The organism is Hymenobacter sp. 5516J-16, from assembly GCF_022919335.1.
Taxonomy (GTDB): domain Bacteria; phylum Bacteroidota; class Bacteroidia; order Cytophagales; family Hymenobacteraceae; genus Hymenobacter; species Hymenobacter sublimis.
Genome location: NZ_CP095058.1, coordinates 2,815,807 through 2,838,151, shown reverse-complemented (window position 1 = coordinate 2,838,151; position 22,345 = coordinate 2,815,807). Strand labels below are relative to the sequence as shown.

Annotated in this window: 20 protein-coding genes and 4 pseudogenes; 9 read left to right on the top strand and 15 right to left on the bottom strand. The window is 54.5% G+C overall.

The genetic code is table 11. The annotated features are described in order from the left end of the window. Nucleotides 1–41 precede the first annotated feature (41 nt). The 7 genes from MUN84_RS14100 to MUN84_RS23885 all read right to left on the bottom strand — a co-directional run bounded on the left by MUN84_RS14100 (nt 42) and on the right by MUN84_RS23885 (nt 6,327). On the bottom strand, nt 42–410 hold the full coding sequence (locus tag MUN84_RS14100; RefSeq protein ID WP_262920531.1) for a four helix bundle protein: 369 nt from the start codon (nt 408–410) through the stop codon (nt 42–44). 39 nt (nt 411–449) lie between these two features. Beyond that, nucleotides 450–2,858, bottom strand: coding sequence for a 3-hydroxyacyl-CoA dehydrogenase/enoyl-CoA hydratase family protein (locus MUN84_RS14095; protein WP_244694643.1), 2,409 nt, complete (start codon nt 2,856–2,858; stop codon nt 450–452). Nucleotides 2,859–3,043: 185 nt separating this feature from the next. Beyond that, nucleotides 3,044–3,520 (bottom strand): MarR family winged helix-turn-helix transcriptional regulator, encoded by a 477-nt coding sequence (locus tag MUN84_RS14090; protein ID WP_188558023.1) that lies wholly within the window; start codon nt 3,518–3,520, stop codon nt 3,044–3,046. 141 nt (nt 3,521–3,661) lie between these two features. Next, a complete protein-coding gene (locus tag MUN84_RS14085; RefSeq protein ID WP_244694642.1) occupies nt 3,662–4,237 on the bottom strand; it encodes a SpaA isopeptide-forming pilin-related protein in 576 nt (191 codons plus the stop codon). A 6-nt stretch (nt 4,238–4,243) separates the two neighbouring features. Beyond that, nucleotides 4,244–4,411, bottom strand: a complete 168-nt coding sequence (locus MUN84_RS14080) for a hypothetical protein (protein WP_244694641.1) — start codon at nt 4,409–4,411, stop codon at nt 4,244–4,246. Nucleotides 4,412–4,531: 120 nt separating this feature from the next. Next, a complete protein-coding gene (locus MUN84_RS23890) occupies nt 4,532–5,341 on the bottom strand; it encodes an AMP-dependent synthetase/ligase (RefSeq protein ID WP_317238944.1) in 810 nt (269 codons plus the stop codon). Next, a complete protein-coding gene (locus MUN84_RS23885) occupies nt 5,302–6,327 on the bottom strand; it encodes an AMP-dependent synthetase/ligase (RefSeq protein ID WP_317238943.1) in 1,026 nt (341 codons plus the stop codon). The genes MUN84_RS23890 and MUN84_RS23885 overlap by 40 nt, the downstream gene beginning before the upstream one ends. 185 nt (nt 6,328–6,512) lie before the next feature. Here MUN84_RS23885 and MUN84_RS14070 point away from each other — a divergent pair, with 185 nt between their 5' ends. From MUN84_RS14070 to MUN84_RS14055, 4 genes and pseudogenes are all read left to right on the top strand, one after another. Further along, the gene (locus MUN84_RS14070; protein ID WP_244694640.1) at nt 6,513–7,661 is read left to right on the top strand and encodes a formimidoylglutamase; all 1,149 of its coding nucleotides are present in this window, start codon (nt 6,513–6,515) and stop codon (nt 7,659–7,661) included. A 54-nt stretch (nt 7,662–7,715) separates the two neighbouring features. Next, nucleotides 7,716–7,975 (top strand): annotated as a pseudogene (locus MUN84_RS14065) (cytochrome b5 domain-containing protein). Nucleotides 7,976–8,061: 86 nt separating this feature from the next. Beyond that, nucleotides 8,062–8,865, top strand: coding sequence for an N-acetylmuramic acid 6-phosphate etherase (gene murQ, locus MUN84_RS14060; RefSeq protein ID WP_244694638.1), 804 nt, complete (start codon nt 8,062–8,064; stop codon nt 8,863–8,865). A 370-nt stretch (nt 8,866–9,235) separates the two neighbouring features. Further along, nucleotides 9,236–9,801: pseudogene (locus MUN84_RS14055) on the top strand (hypothetical protein). A gap of 69 nt (nt 9,802–9,870) precedes the next feature. Here the strand turns inward: MUN84_RS14055 and MUN84_RS14050 are convergent. From MUN84_RS14050 to era, 4 genes are all read right to left on the bottom strand, one after another. Then, nucleotides 9,871–10,098 carry a hypothetical protein gene (locus MUN84_RS14050; RefSeq protein ID WP_244694637.1) on the bottom strand — a complete coding sequence of 76 codons (228 nt, stop codon included), beginning with the start codon at nt 10,096–10,098 and terminating at the stop codon, nt 9,871–9,873. A 207-nt stretch (nt 10,099–10,305) separates the two neighbouring features. After that, nucleotides 10,306–10,542, bottom strand: a complete 237-nt coding sequence (locus tag MUN84_RS14045; RefSeq protein ID WP_188558015.1) for a hypothetical protein — start codon at nt 10,540–10,542, stop codon at nt 10,306–10,308. Nucleotides 10,543–10,692: 150 nt separating this feature from the next. Continuing rightward, on the bottom strand, nt 10,693–12,015 hold the full coding sequence (gene der, locus MUN84_RS14040; RefSeq protein WP_188558014.1) for a ribosome biogenesis GTPase Der: 1,323 nt from the start codon (nt 12,013–12,015) through the stop codon (nt 10,693–10,695). A gap of 167 nt (nt 12,016–12,182) precedes the next feature. Beyond that, nucleotides 12,183–13,082, bottom strand: a complete 900-nt coding sequence (gene era, locus MUN84_RS14035) for a GTPase Era (RefSeq protein WP_244694635.1) — start codon at nt 13,080–13,082, stop codon at nt 12,183–12,185. A gap of 216 nt (nt 13,083–13,298) precedes the next feature. Here era and hemH point away from each other — a divergent pair, with 216 nt between their 5' ends. After that, complete coding sequence (gene hemH / locus MUN84_RS14030; protein WP_244694633.1) at nt 13,299–14,345, top strand: ferrochelatase; 1,047 nt, start codon at nt 13,299–13,301, stop codon at nt 14,343–14,345. Between the two features lie 84 nt (nt 14,346–14,429). Here hemH and MUN84_RS14025 read toward each other — a convergent pair whose 3' ends face one another. Continuing rightward, a complete protein-coding gene (locus tag MUN84_RS14025) occupies nt 14,430–14,915 on the bottom strand; it encodes a PRC-barrel domain-containing protein (RefSeq protein ID WP_244694631.1) in 486 nt (161 codons plus the stop codon). A 27-nt stretch (nt 14,916–14,942) separates the two neighbouring features. Continuing rightward, nucleotides 14,943–15,602, bottom strand: coding sequence for a hypothetical protein (locus MUN84_RS14020; protein ID WP_244694629.1), 660 nt, complete (start codon nt 15,600–15,602; stop codon nt 14,943–14,945). A 163-nt stretch (nt 15,603–15,765) separates the two neighbouring features. Here MUN84_RS14020 and MUN84_RS14015 point away from each other — a divergent pair, with 163 nt between their 5' ends. Beyond that, on the top strand, nt 15,766–16,695 hold the full coding sequence (locus MUN84_RS14015) for a DUF389 domain-containing protein (RefSeq protein ID WP_244694628.1): 930 nt from the start codon (nt 15,766–15,768) through the stop codon (nt 16,693–16,695). Nucleotides 16,696–16,768: 73 nt separating this feature from the next. On the opposite strand, the gene MUN84_RS14010 is transcribed toward MUN84_RS14015, so the two are convergent. Together MUN84_RS14010 and glmM are read right to left on the bottom strand one after the other, a co-directional pair. Continuing rightward, the gene (locus MUN84_RS14010) at nt 16,769–17,917 is read right to left on the bottom strand and encodes a cysteine desulfurase family protein (protein WP_244694627.1); all 1,149 of its coding nucleotides are present in this window, start codon (nt 17,915–17,917) and stop codon (nt 16,769–16,771) included. 188 nt (nt 17,918–18,105) lie between these two features. Next, a pseudogene (glmM, locus tag MUN84_RS14005) lies at nt 18,106–19,491 on the bottom strand (phosphoglucosamine mutase). Between the two features lie 167 nt (nt 19,492–19,658). On the opposite strand from glmM, the pseudogene mazG reads away from it, so the two are divergent. The 3 genes and pseudogenes from mazG (at nt 19,659) to MUN84_RS13990 (ending at nt 22,337) form a co-directional block, all read left to right on the top strand. Then, nucleotides 19,659–20,496: pseudogene (gene mazG, locus MUN84_RS14000) on the top strand (nucleoside triphosphate pyrophosphohydrolase). A 278-nt stretch (nt 20,497–20,774) separates the two neighbouring features. Next, nucleotides 20,775–21,638, top strand: coding sequence for a MotA/TolQ/ExbB proton channel family protein (locus MUN84_RS13995; protein WP_188558102.1), 864 nt, complete (start codon nt 20,775–20,777; stop codon nt 21,636–21,638). Nucleotides 21,639–21,758: 120 nt separating this feature from the next. Continuing rightward, the gene (locus MUN84_RS13990; RefSeq protein ID WP_244694626.1) at nt 21,759–22,337 is read left to right on the top strand and encodes an ExbD/TolR family protein; all 579 of its coding nucleotides are present in this window, start codon (nt 21,759–21,761) and stop codon (nt 22,335–22,337) included. Nucleotides 22,338–22,345: the final 8 nt, after the last annotated feature.

The window sequence follows — 22,345 nt, the reverse complement described above, 5'->3', positions numbered from 1 at the left end:
TAGAAGTTAGAGGTGAGAACTTGGAGCTTAGACTCTAGTAATTAGTTCTCAGGTTGAAGACTTTTTTGAAAGCCGTAGAGCATTCTTTGTAGTTCTGATAATTCAGCTGTGACTACTTGCAATTGTTCTTCCCTTATATACCCGAAGTCGGCAGCTAGAATGAACTGGGTTTCCAGTTCATAGGCAGATCCGGTAGCAACAGAGAGAAACTGGCTGAAATCCTTAGCTGAACCGCGACCAGCACCTTCCGCAATATTAGAGGGGATAGAAACAGCCGCCCGACGCATCTGTGAGGTTAAGCCGAAACGCTCATCACTGGGAAAGTTGGCACAACACTGATAAGTCAGCTTGGTAATCAGCATCGCCTTCTGCCAGATCTTTAAATCTCGAAATCGATGCCGACTTACCATACAGAACAACTCTAAGTTCTAAGCTCTCAATTCTCAGGTCTAATTACGCAGCGGTTTGCCCGTAGTCAGAATCGACTGGATACGCTCCAAAGTTTTCCGTTCGCCGGTCAGCGAGAGGAAGGCTTCGCGCTCCAGATCCAGCAGGTACTGCTCCGATACTTCGGTGGGGCTGCTTAGGTCGCCGCCGCACATGATGTAGGCCAGCTTGTTGGCAATCTTCACGTCGTGGTCAGAGATGTAGCGACCTTCCTTCATGGCGTGTACGCCGGTCAGGAACATGCCCAGGGCTCCTTTGCCCTGTACCTTGATGTTGGTTTTCTGCACCGGCTGGGTGTAGCCGTCTTCGGCCAGCTCAATGGCGGCGGCTTTGGCTTGCGCAATGACGCGGTTGCTATTTACTACTACCTCGTCGCCGCGGCGCAGGAAACCCAGGTCGAAAGCCTCGGCTGCGGAGGTCGAAACCTTGGCCGTGCTGATGGTCATGAAGGTGTTGCGCAGCAGGTTGTACTCCGGCTCGCCTTCCTCGTATTTCAGAGCAGTGCGCAGAGTCATTTCCTTGGTGCCACCGCCGCCCGGAATTAGGCCTACCCCGAATTCCACGAGGCCCATGTAGGTTTCCGCGGCCGCTACTACCCGGTCGCAGTGCAGGTTCAGCTCGCAGCCACCGCCCAGGGCCAGGCCGTGCGGCGCGCCTACCACCGGAATGGAGCTGTAACGCATGCGCATCATGGCCTGCTGGAACTGGGCAATCATCAAGTTCAGCTCGTCGTATTCCTGATCCAGCGCGAACATGTATACCAAGCCCAGGTTGGCACCGGCCGAGAAGTTCGGCGCGTCGTTGCCAACTACCAAGCCACGGAAGTCCTTTTCCGCCAGCTCCACGCCCTTCAGCAGGCCCTGAATTACGTCGGAGCCCAGGGCGTTCATCTTGCTGTGGAACTCCACGTTCAGGATACCATCGCCGAGGTCCAGGACCGAAGCGCCGGCGTTTTTCCACACCACTTTGCCGGTAGCGCGCAGGTTGTCGAGGATGATGAAGTTCTCTACCCCTGGAATGGCCTGGTAGCTCTTCGACTCGATGTCGTAGAACTGCTTCACGCCCTGCTCATTCACTTTATAGAACGAGGTATTGCCGGCGGCCAGCATTTCCTGCACCCACGGCGCTACTGTTTTGCCTTCAGCCTGGGCTAGTTCCAGACCTTTCTGCACACCTAAGGCATCCCAGGTTTCAAACGGTCCCATTTCCCAGCCGAAGCCAGCGCGCAGAGCGTCGTCAATCTTATAGAGCGAGTCGGTGATTTCCGGAATTCGGTTGCTCACGTAGGCGAACAGGCCCGCGAAGGTTTTGCGGTAGAAGTCGGCGGCTTTGTCGTTGCCGGCTACCAACATCTTGAACCGGTCCGCCAGCTTTTCAATCGGCTTAGTCGTTTCCAGGGTAGCAAACTTCACCTTGGCGCCGGGCTTGTACTCCAGCGTGTTCAGGTCGAGCGCCTGAATTTCCGACTTACCGCCTTCGCCTTTTACTTTTTTATAGAAGCCCTGGCCGGTTTTGTCGCCCAGCCACTTGTTTTCGGCCATCTTCTTGATAAAGTCCGGCAGCTGGAACACCGCTTTGGCTTCGTCGTTCGGTAGGTTTTGGGCCAGGCCGTTGGCGACGTTAATCATCGTGTCCAGGCCTACCACATCCGAAGTACGGAAGGTAGCCGACTTAGCGTGGCCGATAACCGGACCGGTGAGCTTGTCCACTTCTTCTACCGTGAGGCCGAGCTGGCTCATCACCTGCACCACATCCATAATGGCGAAAACACCCACGCGGTTGGCAATGAAAGCGGGCGTATCCTTGGCTAGTACAGTGGTCTTGCCCAGGTACAGGTCGCCGTAATGCATCAGGAAATCCACTACCGCTTGGTCCGTGTCCGGGCTCGGGATGATTTCGAGCAGCTTCAGGTAGCGCGGCGGGTTGAAGAAGTGAGTGCCGCAGAAGTACTTTTTGAAGTCGTCGGAGCGGCCCTCCGTCATCATGTGAATCGGGATGCCTGAGGTGTTCGAGGTGATGAGCGTGCCAGGCTTGCGGTACTGCTCCACCCGCTCAAATAAGCTCTTTTTAATGTCGAGACGCTCTACTACTACCTCAATCGTCCAGTCGCAACCGGCAATGTCCTTGAGGTTGTCGTCGAAGTTGCCGGTTTTGATGCGGCTGGCGTCGGCTTTGCGGTAGAGCGGCGAAGGGTTAGCTGCCACGGCTGCCTGCAAGGAGCTGTTCACGATGCGGTTTTTCACCGCCGGATTGTCCAGCTTCAGGCCTTTGGCTTCTTCGGCGGGTAGCAATTCCTTGGGCGCGATGTCGAGCAGCAACACTTGCACGCCGATGTTGGCGAAGTGGCACGCAATGCGCGAGCCCATCACACCGGAGCCCAGTACGGCTACTTTTTTGATGGTACGGTTCATTCGTGGGGTGAATGAGGGGGTGAGAGATGAATTTTTTAGGCTGCTAGCTATCAGCGTTAGACTGGTAACATTTGAAGTTACTCGTCATGCCGAGTTTATAATCATGCTTTATTTCTTGCTGGCTTGCGTTCTTAACGGCCAAAAAGAAAGCTATCAGCTAAAAGCCAATAACTAAAGCCCACGCATCAAGCCGGCGACTCGGAGCGGAGCGGTTTCGGTTTAAAATCCTCGTACAGTGTCTTGCTCTCAATCATGCCCGTAATCTGGGCTACTACCTTGAAAAACACGTTCAACTCATTCTGCGGGATTTTCTCGCGCACTTTCAGGTTGAAATGACGCACGGTCTGGCGGGAAATTTCCTTACCGCGCAGACCTTCTTCCGTAAGAAAGATGCGTACCGAGCGCTTGTCCTGAGTATCGGCCTGCTTATAGATAAGGCCTTTCTCCTCCATGCTGCGTAGAATGCGCGTTAGGGAACGGGTTTCTAGGCCTAGCAACGGAGCTATTTTGGTAGCGGGTGTGCCGTTCTCCTGGTCAATGTTCAGCAGCACAAAGCCGATGCTCGTGGTAATGTCGTGCTTGGCCGCCTGCGTGTTGTACATCCGCGAAATGGCGTGCCAGGCAACCTTTATGTTATAATCAACGGTTTCTTCGGGAGTCATGGGGTAGTACGGCAAGTCCGGTAAACATACAGAAATATGTTATGCTTGCATACTAAGTTAACCAAAAAAAGTTTGGGGTCTGATTAAGAGTTATCCTCTCATCAAACCCCAACCTATTAGTAATTTACAAGCTTTGCTTATCTACGGCACGATGAACGCTACCGTATTGGAGGCCACACCAAGGCCCATGTACACGGTCCGGCCGGTGGCAGGATCGATGTATGAGCTGAAGGTATTTGGCACGCCGTACACCACTACATAAGCAGTTCGGCCCGAAGCCAAGCCGACTGCGTTCAGACTTGCCCGGGTCAGGACTTGCGATGCATAGGAACTACTTGTGCCGTAGGTAGTATTGGCATATAACGTACCCGTTTCAGTTGTTACGTTAGGCATAGAACCTACGTACATCTGGTAGCGGTAGAGCGAACCTGTAGGCATTACAGGGTTGACCAAGCTAAACTGCAGGGTAGCTGTTCCGGAGTATGAGTTGCTCGATACGGTGGGGTTAAGAATGCGAGTTGAAGAGGACTGCGTAAGGAAGGAGGTAAAGGCGAAGGTAGGCTGGTCACCCCCAACGTGTCCTACGCTCACGCGCCGGTAGGTTCCTAAGTCCGGACGGGTATACGTCAGGTTGTAAGTACCTGCTTTTAGGTTAGCAAACTCGAATCGGCCGTTGGCATCGGTGCTGACGGTAGCAGCGGGATTCGCCCCATCCAACGTTACTCATACACCGCTCTTGGCAGCCGGATTGCCTAGCTCATCTACCGGATTGACGAATCCGTACAAGTTGCCGGTCAGGCTCGGAGTTGCCTCGTCGTCTTTGGTGCTGCACCCTACGAGCAATGAGGTAGCACAGATGGCAGAGAATAAAAGTGACGTAAATTTTTTCATAAAGAACTGTTGAGATTAATACGGCGCTAAAGGTACTGCAGCAGGTAGGATTATTCGTTGTAATCTGGACTTTCTACATAAAAAAACGGTCCCGTAACGTTGCGTTACGGGACCGTTGGCTTAGTGCTTTTCTGCGTGTTGGTAGAGGCTTTCAATTATGGCCTTGTTGTTTTCGGTAATGGCCTTGCGCTTGACCTTCATGGTGGGCGTCATTTCGCCGGTTTCCACGGTCCAGAGCTGGGGTAGCAGCACCACTTTTTTCACCTGCTCCCACTGCGCGAAGTTGGTGTTGTACTTGTGCACCAGGTCTTCGTACATCTTTACCACCTTCTCGTTTTTCACCAGTTCTTCGTTGGAGCAGTCGCAGTTCACGTTGTTGCGCTTGCACCAGCCTTTTAGGGCATCGAAGGACGGAATCAGGAGGGCCGAGGGAAACTTCTGGCCGTCGCCGACCACCATGCACTGCTCTACCAGCGGCGACTCCTTCAGCTTGCCTTCTATCACCTGCGGGGCAATGTATTTGCCGCCCGAGGTCTTGAACATTTCCTTTTTGCGGTCCGTGATTTTAAGGAATTTGCCCTCTACCAGTTCGCCAATGTCGCCGGTATGGAACCAGCCGTCCGCGTCAAACTCCTTAGCGGTCAGTTCCGGCTTGTTGTAGTAGCCCTTCATTACCGATTCCGACTTGGTCAGAATCTCGCCATCAGGGGCAATTCTCACTTCGGTATTGTCAATCACGGGGCCTACGGTACCAATCATGTTGTTTTCCGGCTCGTAACCGCCCACGGCAATAACCGGGGAGGTTTCCGTTAGGCCGTAGCCCTCCATTACCCGAATGCCGCCGGCCCAGAACACCCGCGCCAGCCGGGGCTGCAGGGCCCCGCCTCCGCTCACAATGCAGCGCAGGTTGCCCCCAGCGCCTCGCGCCATTTGCTGAAGATGAGCTTATTGGCCAGAGCTAGCTGGGTGTTGTACAGGAAGCCGCCATCCTTCTGGTTGTCGTATTTCAGCCCTAGGTCCAGGGCCCAGAAGAATAGGCTTTTCTTGACGCCGGTTTGCTCATGCCCTTTAGCGACAATCTTATCGTAGACTTTTTCCAGCAGGCGCGGCACGGTAGTAAAGATTTCCGGCTTCACCTCCCGCAGGTTGTCGGCAATGGTTTCCATGCTCTCGGCATAGTAAATACTCACGCCGTTGATAAGGTAGAGGTGAGTTACCATCCGCTCGAAAATGTGGCAAAGCGGCAGAAAGCTCAGTGCTTTATCGTCCTTGGTGACGGGCACAAAACGCTGGGCATTGCGGCAGTTGCTCAGGATGTTGTTATGGGTCAGCATCACGCCTTTGGGCTGCCCCGTGGTGCCGGAGGTATAAATTAGGGTGAGCAGGTCATCGGGCTGCACGGCAGCCTTTAGCGGCTCTAGGTCGGCGGGGTTGCCTTGCTTGCCCAGTTCTAGCAGCTCAGAAAAATGACGCGCCCCCTCAATTTTGTCGAAGGTAAAGATATTGTCCGCCGGAATGTTGAGCCCCTGCGTGGCTTCCTTCACCTTGTCGAGCAGCTTTTTGTCTGACACGAATACAGCTTTCACTCCAGCATCGGAGAAGATGTATTTATAGTCTTCTACCGTGATGCTCGGATACATCGGCACGCTGGTAGCACCTAGTTGGGCAATGCCAAAATCGGCGAACATCCACTCGGGCCGGTTCATCGAGATAATGGCGACTTTATCGTCTTTGCCAATGCCCAGGCGGCGCAGTCCCAGGCTTACCTGGTTTACTTGTTCCACAGCCGCATCGGTGCTGATGGGCGTGTATTGGCCGTTTATTTTAACAGCGAAGCAGTCAGGCTTATTGTACTTCTGCTGGAGATGAGGCAGAATATCGAACGTACGACGAATGTCCATGCGGCGGGAAAGCACTAAGGTGGGGTTAGTGAACAGGAAAAGCCAGCTACCGGCTGCTGCAGTGCGCTTACAGAAGCCGAACAGAAAAGGCTGCTTAAATAACTACTTTTTTCGCGGGAAAGCTTCTATGCTCGACAGAAAGCAGGTAGGCTGTGGCCGGCTTTTGCGTAGCTTTGTCGGAGTCTGCTACGGCGCGTACGATGAATCTGGCCATCTTTTTTGATCCGCTCCCCGAAGAGCTGGCCGGTCCGGCCACCGTCCCGACCACGCTAGCCGCTTATGCCACGCCTTTTCTAGACACGTTTCCTGACTGGCGAGGAGCTGACTTGGCCCTGATTGGCCTGAACGAGTGGCGCGGTAGTGCCGCTGGCGCCCCCGCCACTCAAGGCGCGGATGCCGTTCGACGCCGCTTTTACCAACTTCAAAAAGGTACTGGACCGATGCGGCTGGTAGACCTTGGCAATCTGCGGCCGGGCCTGACCCTGGACGATACCTACCAGCGCCTGCGGGAAATTATTGCGGCTTTACTGGAGCAGAACACTGTCCCGATTCTGCTGGGTGGCTCTCACGACCTGGATTACGGGCAGTTCCTGGCCTACGAAACCCTGGACCGGGCCGTGAGCTTTGCCACCGTGGACGCGCGCGTGGACATGGCAGAGGTAGAAGGAGCCGCGCCCGAAGACAGCCACCTGCGCCGCATGCTGCTCCACGAACCGAGCTTCCTGTTCAACTTCGCTCAACTGGCCCACCAGCAGTACTTGGTAGCCCCCGATGTGCTGGCCGCGCTAGAAAAGCTGCACTTTGAAACCCTGCGCCTCGGGGCCATTCACGCGGATGTGCGCCAAGCTGAGCCCCTGTTGCGGCAGGCCGATTTTGTTAGCTTTGATGTGGCTGCGCTGCGCTGGAACGATGCGCCCGCCTACTGGCCTGCCAACCCTTTCGGGCTTACCAATGAAGAGGCCGCCCAACTAGCCTGGTACGCCGGCCACAACGACACCCTGACCTCCTTCGGGCTCTACGGCTACCGCCCCGAGTACGACCCTCACGGCCTGGCCGCCGCTACGCTGGCTACCATGCTGTGGTACTTTGTGGAGGGCTTCTACCACCGCCGCCAGGAAACCGATTTTCAAAGCCGGCGCTTTATGCGCTACGCTGTGGGCCTGCCCGGTACCCCGGCCAAGCTAGTTTTCTACAAAAGTAAGCGCACTGAAAAGTGGTGGCTGGAAGTTGAAAGCCTCGCCGATAGTGACGTGAAGCGCATTGTGCCCTGCAGCTACCAGGACTACCTGCGCGCAGCCCAAGGCGACCTACCGAACCGCTGGATTTTAACTCAGGCCCTCCTGGGGTAGGCCGCCCGGAAGTACCCTGCCGGGCTGCTACACCATCAAGTATAGAACTCACTTATGAGCCTCATTGCTGATCCAAATGACACGCTGACTACCTATACTAAGGCGCAGCTAGCATTGCGAAATGGGCAGGATCGGGACGAAATATGGGTGGTGTATCGGGGCTGATCTACGACGTGAGCCGGTCGCGCCTGTGGCGCCGTGGCAACCACTATGAGCACTGGGCTGGCCAGGACCTAACCAAGGAGTTAGAAAAAGATGCGCCCCATACCCCCAACGTCTTCGATAACTTTCCCGTTGTGGGCAAACTGGCGTAAGCCCCGCCGTGAAGGCCGCGCAGGAGCAAACAGCATAATGCTGATACTTCCTCTAGCGGCCTTGCATTACTTCTCTCTTCCTTTCCATGAGCACCACTGAAAGCCCCTCCCTCTTCAATAACCTTGAAACCCTTTCCACCCACGAGCTGCTCACTGGCCTCAATAGCGTAGACCAGACGGTACCGCTGGCGGTAGCAAAGGTCCTCCCCCAGATTGAACGATTGGTGGAGGCCACCGTGGCCCGTCTCGGGGCTGGGGGGCGGCTGTTTTACATTGGCGCCGGCACTAGTGGGCGGCTTGGCATCCTGGATGCCTCTGAGTGCCCACCCACTTTCGGGGTGCCGCATGGGGTAGTGGTAGGCCTAATTGCCGGGGGCGACACGGCCATTCGCAAAGCCGTGGAAAATGCGGAGGATGACGCTGAGCAGGCTTGGCAAGACTTACTGGCTCATAACATTACCAACCAGGATATTGTGGTCGGTATTGCCGCTTCCGGCCGGACGCCTTACGTAATCGGGGGCTTGCAGCAGGCCCGCAGCCAGGGCATTGCTACCGGCTGTATTGTATGCAACGCCGACTCCGTGGTGGCTGCTACCGCCGAGTTTCCCGTGGAGGTTATAACCGGACCGGAGTTTGTGACGGGCAGCACTCGGCTGAAAGCAGGCACGGCCCAAAAGCTCGTTTTGAACATGCTCACAACAGCCACGTTCATTCGGCTGGGCCGGGTAAAGGGCAACAAGATGGTCGACATGCAGCTCTCTAATGCCAAACTGGTAGATCGGGGCGAAAAGATGCTCATGGACGAGCTTGGCATCGGCCACGAGCAGGCTGCCGCACTCCTGCACCAGCATGGCTCTGTGCGCGCGGCCCTAGATGCGCATAAGTCGTAGGCTAGCGCCGGGCTACTGTGATAGGAGAACTTGCGGATGCGTACTACCGGACTGGTATGCTGCAACTTGCGCTGCTCATTCTGGTTGGGTCCGATGACGGTGTAACGGGTTTGGGAGGCGTAGAAATTTACTTACTGCCCACCACAGCGCGGTTACTAATAATGGCATATGCTGCCCTGTTGCGCGGTTACTGGCTAACGGCCTTGTGCACCATTGTTCCCGCTTTTCAGGTTTCTTTAGGGTTGTTTTATGTATGGCTGCAGTGCTTGGCTAGCCCCAGGCGAACAGACAGCAGGCATTCCGCGTTAGGCCATTACACGCTCGCCCAACCTTTGCCAGACGAAGGGCTTGGCGCTAATTCGACCCTAGCATGCACACCATTGAGCCGCATTATGCGTGGCTGGAGCACTATTCCGCCACTGAAGACCCTCGCTCCCCCTCTTTGAGGCTGAAAATAGCCTTGATGCTTATGTGAATACCATCTACGGCTATTACATCCATCCGCAGTGGGACAGCCTCGATTCAGATACCCTGTACCTGAAGATTCTATTCGTGGATTATGACCTGGGCATTAGCGTCATCGAGTTCATCGGCGAGTGGAACGACGCCATCGAAAACGACGTGATGCAACTCAAGCGCAACATCATTGACGTAATGACGCACGAGGGTATTCGCAAATTCATTCTCATTGGCGAAAACGTGTTCAATTTCCACGGTTCCGATGATTCCTACTATGAGGAATGGTTTGAGGATGTGGAAGATGGCTGGATTGCGGGCGTTAATTTTCAAGAGCACGTCATCCGCGAAATGCGCCAGTACAACCTCGACAGCTACATTAATTTTGGCGGGCAGCTAGATGAGCTTCCCTGGCGCACCTACCAGCCGCGCAAGCTATTCGAAGTGGTAGACGGACTTTTGCAGCGCCGGTTGGGCTAGATTCTTGTAAACTACTTGATGTACGCTCAACAAAAAAGCCGCCCTTAAGGAGCGGCTTTTTTGTTGAGCCTAGTTAGCTGACTCTATTGGAACCGAATCGGTTGGGCTTTCCAGGGCGGCGGCTTTAGCATCGGCAGAGTCCCGAACAGCATTTGCCCGCTCTTCCATGGCGTCAAGTTGCGCATCTCCCGAAGACGCTGTAGTATCAACGGGCTGCGTAGTACCTTCCTTCTGGCCGTCGCAGGCCGTAAACGATAAGACAACGGCGACAAGGGCGAAATAAGGTGCTTGTTTCATGATGGCGGCAGTATGGAAGAGATAAAGCCAAGGCGTGTCCAGGCTTTCTGAAGCACGACCAAGCCGCACCAGCGCAAGTAAGCTGGTAACAAATACGGTTGCCAACGTACTTATTCCACTTCTTATTCCCTGCTTTCATCCATAAAATAAAAAAAGGCCGCCCCGGTAGGAGCGGCCTTTTCTCTTAGCACCGGTCGGTGCGTCAGCTTACTTAGCGTCGGTCGAGTCAGCAGCGTTTTCGATGGCATCAGCCTGAGCTTCGGTAGCGTTTTCTACCGAGTCAGCACCAGCTTCGTTGCCAGCGTTTTCCATAGCGTCAGCCTTGGCTTCGCCACCTTCTTCTACTTGCTCAGCCTGAGCTTCAGCAGCGTTTTCAGTTTTGCTGTCGCAAGAAGCGAAAGAGAAAGAAACAGCAGCCAGAGCAAGGAACAGTACTTTTTTCATGGTAAGGGTACGTGAGAAATTGAAATTCAAATGAGGGATGACTTCGCAGTTTCTAGCCGGAAATCGGGGCTTTATATCAGATTCAGCAGAAGGTAACCCGACAGTAGAAAAACATTTTACTTTTTTTCTGCTGCCAGGCTACTGCTCATCTTACTTCTTCCGGAAAACAATACCAATAGGCACGCCTGTAAAGTCGAAATGCTCCCGCAGACGGTTTTCAAGGTAGCGAGTGTAGCTCTCCTTTACATACTGCGGCAGGTTGCAGAAAAAGGCGAATACCGGATTGTGGGTCGGCAGCTGCGTGGCGTACTTGATACGCACCAACTTGCCCTTCTGAATGGGCGGTGGGTACTTCTCAATCTCCTTGAGCATCACCTCGTTCAGCTCGGAAGTTGGGATTTTACGGCGCTTGTTTTCGTACACCTGCACGGCCGTTTCAATGGCTTTGTGCACGCGCTGCTTGGTAAGCACCGAGGTAAAAATGATGGGCGGATAGCTGATGGGCGCAATCTTCTCCCGGATTTTCTCCTCGAACTCCTTGGCCGTGTTTGTTTCCTTGTTCTCGATCAGGTCCCACTTATTGACCAGAATCACGATGCCCTTGCGGTTTTTGTCGGCCAGGCCAATGATGTTCAGGTCTTGGGCCTCAATGCCACGAGTAGCATCCAGAATTACAATGCATACGTCTGACTCCTCCAGGGCCCGCAAGGAGCGAAGAACGGAGTAGAACTCCACGTCTTCGTGCACCTTGGTTTTGCGGCGCAACCCGGCCGTATCCACCAGAATAAACTCGTGGCCAAAGGCGTTGTAGCGGGCCTGAATAGAGTCGCGGGTGGTGCCAGCAATATCCGTAACAATGCTACGGTCGGTGCCGAGCAGTAGGTTTACGAACGAGGACTTGCCCACGTTCGGACGGCCTACTACGGCAATTTTGGGTACGCCAGCATCAGGCTCTTCTACCCCTTCCTCCTCAAAGTGGCTGATAACGGCATCCAACAAGTCGCCGGTGCCGGAGCCGCTTTGAGAACTGATAGGATAGATTTCGCCGTCGCCGAGGCCGAGGGAGTAGAACTCGCCGGCGGCGTGGGCGCGGGTGTTGGTATCAGCCTTGTTAGCGACGACGTAGATGGGCTTCTTGCCCTGGTAGCGGCGCAGTACGTTGGCAAATTCTTCGTCTAGGTGGTGCAAACCGGCGTCCACATCCACCATAAACAGCACCACGTCAGCCTCATCAATAGCCAGCTTTACCTGCTTGTTGATTTCGCCCTCGAAAATATCGTCGGAGTTGTGCACGTACCCACCCGTGTCGATAACGGTGTAGTACTTGCCGGTCCAGTCGCCGTAGCCGTAGTGCCGGTCGCGCGTTACGCCGGACTCGTTGTCCATGATGGCTTTGCGCTGGCCTACCAGGCGGTTAAACAGTGTGGATTTGCCCACATTGGGGCGGCCCACAATGGCAATGGTATTTTTCATATTGTCTGACTCCAGCCGCCGGCCCGACCAATTTCGGCAGTGCCCGGAGTAGTTAAGTGAAGAGTGGTCGGAAGGTTTTTAGAGCAGGAGGGTATGAAGGTAGGAGGGTAGGAGTTGCAGGCAAATTCAGTACGAATCCTACCCTCCCACCTTCATACCCTCCTGCCCTATTGGCTATACCCGAACCGGTTTAGGGCTTTGGGGTCGGTGCGCCAGTTTTCATTGACTTTGACGTGGATTTCGAGGAAGACCTTTTTCTGAAAGAACTTCTCCATTTCCTCGCGGGCCCAGGTGCCTACCTTTTTGAGGGCAGTACCTTGCTGGCCGATGATGATGCCTTTCTGGCTGGCTCGTTCCACGTAAATCGTGGAGCGCATCCGAATGATGTCTTCCTCCTCCTTGAACTCGTCAATGGCTACCTCGCAGGAGTAAGGCACTTCTTTTTTGTAGAGCTTAAAGATTTTCTCCCGAATCATCTCAGCGGCGAAAAACCGCTCGGGCTTATCCGTCAGCTCATCCTTGGGGTAGTAAGGCGGGTGCACGGGTAGGTAGCCCAGAACCAAGTCCAGCAGCTCTCCGGTTCCAAATTTCTCCAGCGCAGAAATAGGTAGCACCCGGGCTGCGTTAGGCAGGTGCCCGCGCCAGTACTCTACTTTGGCTTCCACTTCGGCTTGGTCGGCCTGGTCGATTTTGTTTACTAGCAGCAGAATGGGGGTATCCTGCATTTTGCGCAGGCGCTCCACCACCGGCTCCTCGTCGTGCTTTTCGTAGATGTCCGTCACGAACAGAATCACGTCAGCATCTTCCAAAGAGGAATACACGAACGACATCATGGCATTATGCAGCTCGTACTTGGGCTGAATGATGCCGGGCGTATCGGAATATACCAGCTGAAAGTCGTCGCCGTTCAGAATGCCCAGAATGCGGTGGCGCGTGGTCTGGGCCTTGCTGGTCACGATGCTGAGCCGCTCACCCATCAGGGCATTCATGAGCGTGGACTTACCCACGTTGGGCTTGCCGATAATGCTCACAAAGCCAGCGCGGTGCGGAGTTGGTTCGGTATTCACTTCAGAATCTGAAAATTGGCCTGCAAAGGTACAACTTTTAGCCCGCCCAGCCGCCGGTCCTTGAAACAACGGCTACCGGAAGATTGTCTGTAGCCCGAACAGCAAGAACATGCCCTGGAAGTTTTACTTGGCGCAACGTTGTGCGACCTTTGCAGCCGCGAGCCGGTAGCTACTTACCGCAACGTGTTCTTACGACTCGTCACGTACTAGTATTCTATGCCCACCACTCCTTCTTCTACTAAAGGCCGCATTGGCGTCCTGCTCGTCAACCTTGGCACGCCGGACTCGCCCCAAACCAGCGACGTGCGCCGCTACCTTAATGAATTCCTGACCGATGGCCGCGTGATTGACATGCCGGCCGCCGTACGCTACCCGTTGTTTCAGGGGCTCATTGTACCGCTACGGGCGCCGAAGTCAGCTAAGATTTATCAGCAGCTCTGGACCGAGCGAGGTTCTCCCCTGCTCTACCACGGCCTGGATTTGCAGAAGCTGGTACAGGAGCAACTAGGCAAAGAGTACTTGGTGGCCTTTGGCATGCGCTACCAGAACCCCAGCATTGAGAGTGCCCTGCAGGAGTTGCGCGACGCGGCCGTGGAGCGGATTATTGTGCTGCCCTTGTTTCCGCAGTATGCGGCAGCCAGCACGGGCTCGGTGCAGGAAAAGGTGATGGAGCTGGTCAGCAAGTGGTGGGTAGTGCCCAGCATCAGCTTTATCAGCACCTTCGTCGATGACCCCGGCTTTATCAGCAGCTTTGCTACCCTGGGCAAGGCGGAAATGGCCAAGCGCGACTATGACCACGTGGTGTTCAGCTACCATGGCATTCCGGAGCGCCACGTACTAAAGGGTAGCCACAAGGGCTACTGCAAGCTGGGCAACTGCTGCAACAACTACAATAAAAACAACCGCTACTGCTACCGGGCCCAGTGCTTTGAAACCTCGCGGCAGCTGGCCCAGGCGCTTGGCCTTGCACCTGAACAGTACACTACCTCCTTCCAGAGCCGCCTGCAAAGCCGCCTCCGCGACCCGTGGCTGCAGCCTTACACTGACGAAGTACTGAAAGAAATGCCGGCCAAAGGCATCAAAAATGTGCTGGCCTTCTCTCCCGCCTTCGTAGCCGATTGTCTGGAAACGACCATTGAGGTGGGCGAAGAGTTTAAGGAGATGTTTGAGGAGGCCGGCGGTAGCCACTGGCAGCTGGTTCCTTCGCTCAATTCCAATCCGGAATGGGTGCAGGCCGTAACCTCCATGATTCGGCGGAACTAGTTTACTTCCTACTAAATGATAAATGCCACAGCGGCTGTCTCCTGCGGGGAGGCGGCCGCTGTGGCATTTATCGTTATGCAGCTTCTACCCCAGCCGACGGCGCTGGTAGAAGGCGTGGTCATCATAGCCGGGCTGGCTATAAAAATCAGTTGTGGCAGTTTGAGCCAAGGGCAGGTTCAGGGCCCGAAGCATGGCTTCTTCGTACTGGCGGCTGATCTGGATTTCAACGTAGGGCGGGTATTCCAGTACCGAGCGGGCCGTAAGTGAGGGAACGAACACGTTGTCGGCCTCCTCATCGAGGGCAGCCACGCCAATGGGCAGGAGAATGTGCCGGTCTCGCTCGTTGATGTTCAGCCTTTCATCCAGCTCCACATCCAGGTAGCGCACCTTAAGGGCATCCGTGTCTACTATCAGCTCGTGCACCTGACCAAACTGCTGGCCGTCAGCACCACGAACTGCCCAACCCCGCACGTCGGGGTTGCCGTCCGCTACTTCAAAATCAGACAAGTCGCGCAGACGACGCAGGTGCAGGCCTTGAGCGGAGGGAATAGAATCGATGGTAGGTTCCATAGGAATATAGAGTACAAATGAGCCTGCTTAACGGGCAGGAGGCTGATTTAATGCTTTAACCATACTGGCCGCCCGGGTAAGATAGGCGCGCGTTTGCTCCTGATCTTGGGCCGTAGCAGTTCGACCGCTAAGGTTAGCAGCCTGGCTGGTTAGTTGATTCATTTCGGCCTCCAACTCCGGGTAGCCTTGTTGCTGCATGGCCTGCAGCAATGCCGTGGCCGCTACATACCCCGGCCGTAGGCTGGTGCCGGCTTCGCCCAACCGGGCCGTGGCGCTGGTCAGCTCGTCGCGCCGGGTGGCAATGGCGGGCTCCCGAAAATCGTCCCGGTCAGCTAAATCAACCAAAGAAGCCGTGAGCAGCCGTAGCCCCTCCCGACCGTACTGCGGCTGGGTAGCGTCACTCTGGGCAAAAGACGACAGCACCTCCGGCGTCACGGGAGCTGGTTCCGCCGCCATATTTCCTACGGCATCCGTCCCGGAAGGACGCGGCCCCGTTTCAGCACCCGTACTACTATCTGGTGGCACGGGCACCCCTGCTTCTGCCGGTACGGGAGCCGGAGCGGTGGGAGCTGCCGAATCGGCCCGCAGGAGGAAATAGGCGCCAACGGATACTACCGCCAGCACCAGCAAGATGAGTAGCCAGGGGCTAGGCGAAGACTTTTTACGCTGAATGTTGATGTCGGCCATAGGGAGGTGAACAGGTTTGGGGTTCCATACGCAGCAAGGCTCTAATATGATACCCACTGCATCTTACCCCGCGCCTGCGGAGCTATTATTGGGGCCTAATTTTGTGGAACAGTAAGCCAATAGGGCGCCTCTACGTATAGCCAATTTCACTATCGTAGCGTTTATGCATCGGAACCTTGCGCTTACAGTCCCTGCTGCCATTACTGAATCCTTATCAAAACAGCTAGTTGAGATTGAGGATGTTATTAGCTTAAGCGTCCAAATTGGCGCCTCCCGCAAACCCGTTGGTGACATCATCACGGTGCAAGTGCTCAATCGTGGCGCCGATGAGGTGTTGCGCCAAGTCCGGGCGGCGGTGGCTAGCCCGGAAGAGCTATCCATATCAACAGCCGAGTTAAGCAGCATCATTGACCCCGTTCATGGGGAACAGGTGCTCAACGACCGGGACGAGGCCATTTGGGAAGAAGTAGAAGCCGGATTACGCCACCAGGGCCGACCAACCCCGAACTATGCCGCTCTTATGGCCCTGGGCGGTGTTATGGCTGCCGTGGGGCTCGTCTCGGACCCGGTACCGCAAGCAATAGCTTTTATTGCTGCCAGCATTATTTCACCTGGCTTCGAACCCATTGCGGCTATTCCAATGGGGGTAGTACTGCGGCGGTGGCACGTGGTGGGTAGAGGCATGAGGTCCGTGCTTATTGGCTATGCTCTGTTCATACTCACGGCGGGGCTTACCATGCTTTGGCTGGTAGGAGCCGGGGAAACCTCCGCATCGGCCCTAATAAATAACCCAGAAGTGCGTAACATCTCCAACCCTTCCCTGAAAGAGTTGCTAGTGTCTGCCTGTGGGGCGGCGGCAGGTATTGTCATCATTGCCGCCTATCGTCGGAGTGTTATTGCCGGCGCCCTAATTGCCCTCATTCTCATGCCTGCCGCGGCTTTGATAGGCTCCGGTATTGCCCTTGGTCAGTCTCATCTGGCCCTCGAAGGCCTCACCCGCTTCGGCATTGACGTAGGCTTTGTCATTGTGCTGGGTTTGCTGATCTTCTATATAAAACAGAAGATAGTCCACCGCCGCGAGTCACTGGAATAGCAAGTTAACAATAGCAAAGGGGCCACTGTGATGCACAGTGGCCCCTTTGCTATTGATGATGGTACCTTGGAAATCAGATTTTCAAGGGCTGCCGCCGATACATTTTGGCTAGTTGCTCTACGGCATAATCTACTTCCTCGGTGGTGTTGTACTTGCTCATCGAGAAGCGGATGGTGCCCCGGTCCGGATCGGCGTTAAGGGCGCTGAGTACGTGGGAGCCGGCGTTGGCACCACTGGTACATGCGGAGCCTCCTGACACGGACACCTTGTTGATATCGAGGTTGAACAGCAACATCTCATTCAGCTCCGACGGCGGCAAGCTCACGCTCAGCACAGTGTACAAACTCTGGTCAGCCTCAGCAGAAGTGCCGTTAAATTCTACCCCTTCAATTTCCGCCCGCAGCTTGTCGATAAACCGGTCTTTCAGCCCCTGAATATGTCGCTGATGCGCGGCCATGTCGCGGTAAGCAATTTCCAGCGCTTTGGCTAGGCCAATAATACCGTACACGTTTTCGGTGCCCGCCCGCTGGTTGCGTTCCTGGGAGCCGCCATGGATTAGGGCATCTACTAGCAGGCCCGACCGGCGGTACAGGAAGCCAATGCCCTTCGGACCGTGAAACTTATGCGCTGACCCGACCAGGAAATTCGCTTTAAGTTGCTGTACGTTGTGGGGGTAGTGGCCCATCGTCTGTACCGTATCCGTATGGAACACGGCATTGTGCTGGGCGCACAGCTCCCCAATAGCTACAATGTCATTGAGGTTGCCAATTTCATTATTGGCGTGCATCAAACTCACGAAAGTGCGCGGCTGGGTAGCCAGCAGTTCTTCCAGGTGCGCCAACTCAAAGCGTCCTTGCGCGTCGTGGCGCACATAGCTCAGTTGAATGTCGCCGGCCTTCTGTAGCGCCTGCAGGGTATGCAACACCGCATGATGCTCCAGCGGGGAAGTAATAGCATGCTTGAGGCCCAGCGTCCGCACGCTGCCGAAAGCGGCGTAGTTGTCGGCCTCCGTACCACAGGAAGTAAACACGATTTCGGCCGGGGCGGCATTGATTAGGTGGGCAATTGTCTTGCGGGCATTTTCGATGGCGGCCCGAACCTGTCGGCCGTGCCCGTGTATGCTGCTCGGGTTGCCAAAATGGTCCCGCATGAAGGGCAACATAGCATCCAGCACTTCGGGGTCTAATGGCGTGGTGGCGGCATTATCGAAATACACGTTCATGGGCAAGACAGGCGTAATCGTGAGTACGGAGAAAGGAAAGGCTCTGCAAAAATACAAGATTCCGTTGGGGTAGCCGGAATTCTGTACGTTGCCTACCTTGTCCTGGCTTTTACTACTAACTGAAACAGCCTGCTTCAAACCGCAATTTGGCTTGAAGCAGGCTGCTGAGTTGGTCTGACAAGCAGTCCTTATTTGCTGATGATTTCTTTGATGTCGCCGATGATTTTGTTAGCCAAATGATCAGCGGTAGCATTTGAATCCGACTCGGCGTAAATGCGGATAATCGGTTCAGTGTTCGATTTGCGCAGGTGTACCCACTCTTTGTCAAACTCAATCTTAACCCCGTCAATTGTGTTGATGGGCTGCTTGGCGTAGCGCTCTTCCATGCGCACCAGTACTTCGTCGGTGTTGATTTCCGGCGTTAGCTCAATCTTATTCTTTGAAATAAAGTAGTTCGGATAGGAAGCTCGCAGGCGGGTCATCGTCATGCCCGTTTTGGCCAAGTGGCTCAGGAAAAGCGCAATGCCTACTAAGGAGTCACGGCCGTAATGCAGTTCCGGGTAAATGATGCCGCCGTTGCCTTCGCCCCCAATGATGGCGCCGGTTTCCTTCATCTTGTTCACTACATTGACTTCGCCTACGGCAGCGGCCGCGTAGCTACCCCTTGTTTTTCAGTGACGTCCCGCAGGGCACGGGTACTGCTGAGGTTACTCACAGTGTTGCCTCCCCCACTTTGCTGCAGCACATAGTCGGCAACAGCTACTAGAGTGTACTCCTCCCCGAACATCGTTCCGTCTTCGTTGACTAGGGCCAGACGGTCTACATCCGGATCCACGACAATGCCGAGGTCAAACGAGCCTTTTTCGAGTACCCGGGCAATGTCGCGCAAGTTCTCGGGTAGCGGCTCCGGATTATGAGCAAAGTCGCCGGTAGGTTCACAGAACAGCTTTTCAATTACCTCTACCCCCAGCTGTTGGAGCAACATAGGCACTGCAAACCCACCTGTGGAGTTAACGGCGTCTACGACCACTCGGAAGTTCTTAGCTTTAATGGCTTGCTTGTCTACCAGTGGCAGGGCCAGAATAGCGTTGATGTGTTCCTGGAGAAAAGTATCGTCGGTGGTATACTTGCCCAGCTTAGTAACGGGAGCGAAATCAAACGCTTCAGCGTCGCCGAGGGCCAAAACCTGTTTGCCGTCCTCATCAGAAATAAACTCGCCGGCTGCGTTAAGTAGCTTCAGCGCGTTCCACTGCTTGGGGTTATGCGAAGCCGTCAGAATAATACCGCCCCCGCATTTTTCGCGGGTACAGCCATTTCTACAGTTGGCGTAGTACTTAGCCCCAAGTCAATTACGTTGATGCCAAGTCCTTGGAGGGTAGCCGATACCAACCGGCTCACCATATCCCCGATAAGCGGGCGTCGCGACCAATAACGATGGTGTTATTCTGCGTTTTTTCTAATACCCACGTGCCAAAGGCAGCGGCGTATTTAACCACATCGATAGGAGTCAGACCGTTTCCGGCTGCTCCTCCAATGGTTCCTCGTATGCCCGAAATCGATTTAATCAGTGCCACTGTGCTGTCCGTATGTTGAAATACTCTGTAATCAGAAGGAAGAAGGGGCAAAAGTAGGCAACCGCCCCTGCTTTCCCTACGTGGAAATTAGTCTGGCGGGTAATCAGAAGCTAGCAGCCATCCGTGTACCCACAATTGATGATTCGTCTCATTGTATATTTGACCTAATGGAAGATACTATTGCCGCCCGCCGCCCAGCCCAGCTAGAGGCTTTTGGTCGCCTGCTCGATGTACTAGACCGCCTCAGAGCTGAGTGCCCATGGGATAAAAAGCAGACCCTGGAAAGCTTGCGCCACCTCACCATTGAAGAAACTTACGAACTCAGCGACGCCATTATCCGGGGTGACTTAGCTGACTTAAAGAAGGAACTAGGTGACGTACTGCTGCACCTAACTTTCTACGCTAAAATCGCCAGCGAACAAGGCGCTTTTGATATTGCTGACGTGCTGAATGCCCAGTGTGAAAAGCTTATTTTCCGCCATCCTCACATCTACGGCACCGCCAAAGCAGACAGTGAAGAGGAGGTTAAGCGTAACTGGGAACAGTTGAAACTGCAAGAAAAAGGGAACTCCTCGGTGCTGGGTGGCGTACCTACCTCATTACCGGCCTTGGTAAAAGCCATGCGCATCCAGGAAAAAGCCAGAGGCGCTGGTTTCGACTGGGAACGTCCCGAGCAAGTATGGGAGAAGGTACAGGAAGAACTACAGGAATTCCAAGCAGAATTTGCTACCCCGAACCTACTCAAGCCAGCCAAGAGCGAGCCGCCGCTGAATTTGGCGACTTATTATTCTCCTTCATCAACTTCGCCCGCCACGCCGGCATTAACCCGAAGAGGCGCTCGAACGCACTAACCGCAAGTTCATTACCCGCTTTCAGTACCTAGAAACTGCTGCGGCTCAAGACGGCCATCAACTCCGCGACCTTACGCTCGCTCAGATGGATAGCTATTGGGAAGAAGCCAAAAACCGACCCGACGCTACGTCTAAAACTCCACGCTCGGAATAGCCTTTTTTGGAGGCACGCATTGTTTTAAAGCGTTTAAACCCATTTTTCATTTGGCGACACACAGGTTTTTAATTAGGTTTGCCAAGGCTAGATCTATTTTCGAACCACGCCCCGCACACGAGCAGACCCACGCTATCCAGACTTTTCAAAGTTATGCGTGCGGGTGAGCGGGGTTTCCCCGTCTATAGGCTAGTCACTTATTTCCACTTTTTTACTCGTACTTCAACCTTTCACCAACAACCCCCTAATTCTCCGGAACAATGGAACAAAAGAATGCCATGAACAAGCCCGCGGCTCGGCCCGCCGCTGCTGCAGCGCCGAAAGGCGAAGCTAAGGGCGGTGGTTCGTCCCTGTTTGCCATTCTCGCCATCGTATTGGCGTTTATTGTAAGCGTGATCATCTACAAATTCGTCCTAGGTGATGCCAGTCACTTCCAAGGTGGTAACAACGAGAATAACCCCATTGGTGGTGACTACTTCGGTGTAGTGTACAAAGGTGGTCCTATCGTACCGCTACTAATGACGATGTTCCTGTGCGTAATCATCTTCTCGATTGAGCGGGCACTCACTATCAGCCGCGCCAAAGGCAGCAAGAGCATCGAATCATTCGTGCGCACTATCCGCCAGAAGCTGAACGTAAACGACATCACCGGTGCTATTGCCGCCTGCGACCAGCAGAAAGGTTCAGTAGCTAACGTGGTAAAGGCTGGCCTGGGCAAATACCAGGAAATGGCCCGCGAGCGTAACCTGGAGAAAGACCAGAAGATCTTGGCTATCCAGAAAGAAATCGAAGAGTCGACGGCTCTGGAACTGCCCATGCTGGAGAAAAACCTAGTTATTCTGTCCACGCTGGCTTCTATCGCCACGCTGGTAGGTCTGCTGGGTACGGTATTCGGTATGATCAAGGCCTTCTCGGCACTGGCTCAAGGTGGTGCTCCTGACGCAGTAGGTCTGGCTAACGGTATCTCGGAAGCTTTGATCAATACGGCTCTGGGTATCGGTACCTCGGCAATTGCCATTGTGGCCTACAACTTCTTCACCAGCAAAATTGACGAGCTGACCTACAGCATCGACGAGGCTGGCTTCAGCATCATTCAGACCTTCGCTGCTCAGCACGGCGAAACCGAACACCACACTGCTTAATTTTAGCGCGACAACGCACTAAAGCATAGGTCCCTTCGTTTCTGAATTACGCTAACTAACAACACCAGCAATGCCCAAAGTAAAGCCCCATAGAACGTCACCGTCGCTGGATATGACCCGATGGTGGACTTGGCCTTCCTGCTGGTGACTTTCTTCATGCTCACCACCAAGTTTGCCCCGGAAGAGGCAGTGGTGGTAGATACGCCCTCATCCACCTCGGAAATTCGTTTGCCAGAGTCGCACGTAATCACGATTGCGGTCGACAAAGACAAGCGCGTATTCTTCGGCGTAGATGATGACGCTATCAAGTCGGATTTGCTGACGCAGGTAGGAGCTAAGTACGGAGTAAGCTTTACTCCTTCTCAGATTCAGGCCTTTAAAGGCGTCGCTTCAAGCTTCGGCACCCCTATCGAAAAACTGCCTGCGCTGCTTAGCCTAGACAGTGAACAGCGGAAGTTGGTGAAGCAGGAGGGTATTCCTGCTGACTCTGTCAACAACCAGTTCATCGAGTGGGTACAAACCGCCCAGGCCTTGAGCCGCAAGTCAGCTTATGGTAAGCCTTCCTACGTGGCTATCAAAGGCGACGGCAATGCCGACGTACCGACGGTGAAAAGAGTCATCAAGCTGATGCAGGATAAGAACATTAACCGGTTCAACCTGATTACCGACCTGGAGACTAAACCAGTGGCTGGTAACTAACCCGCACA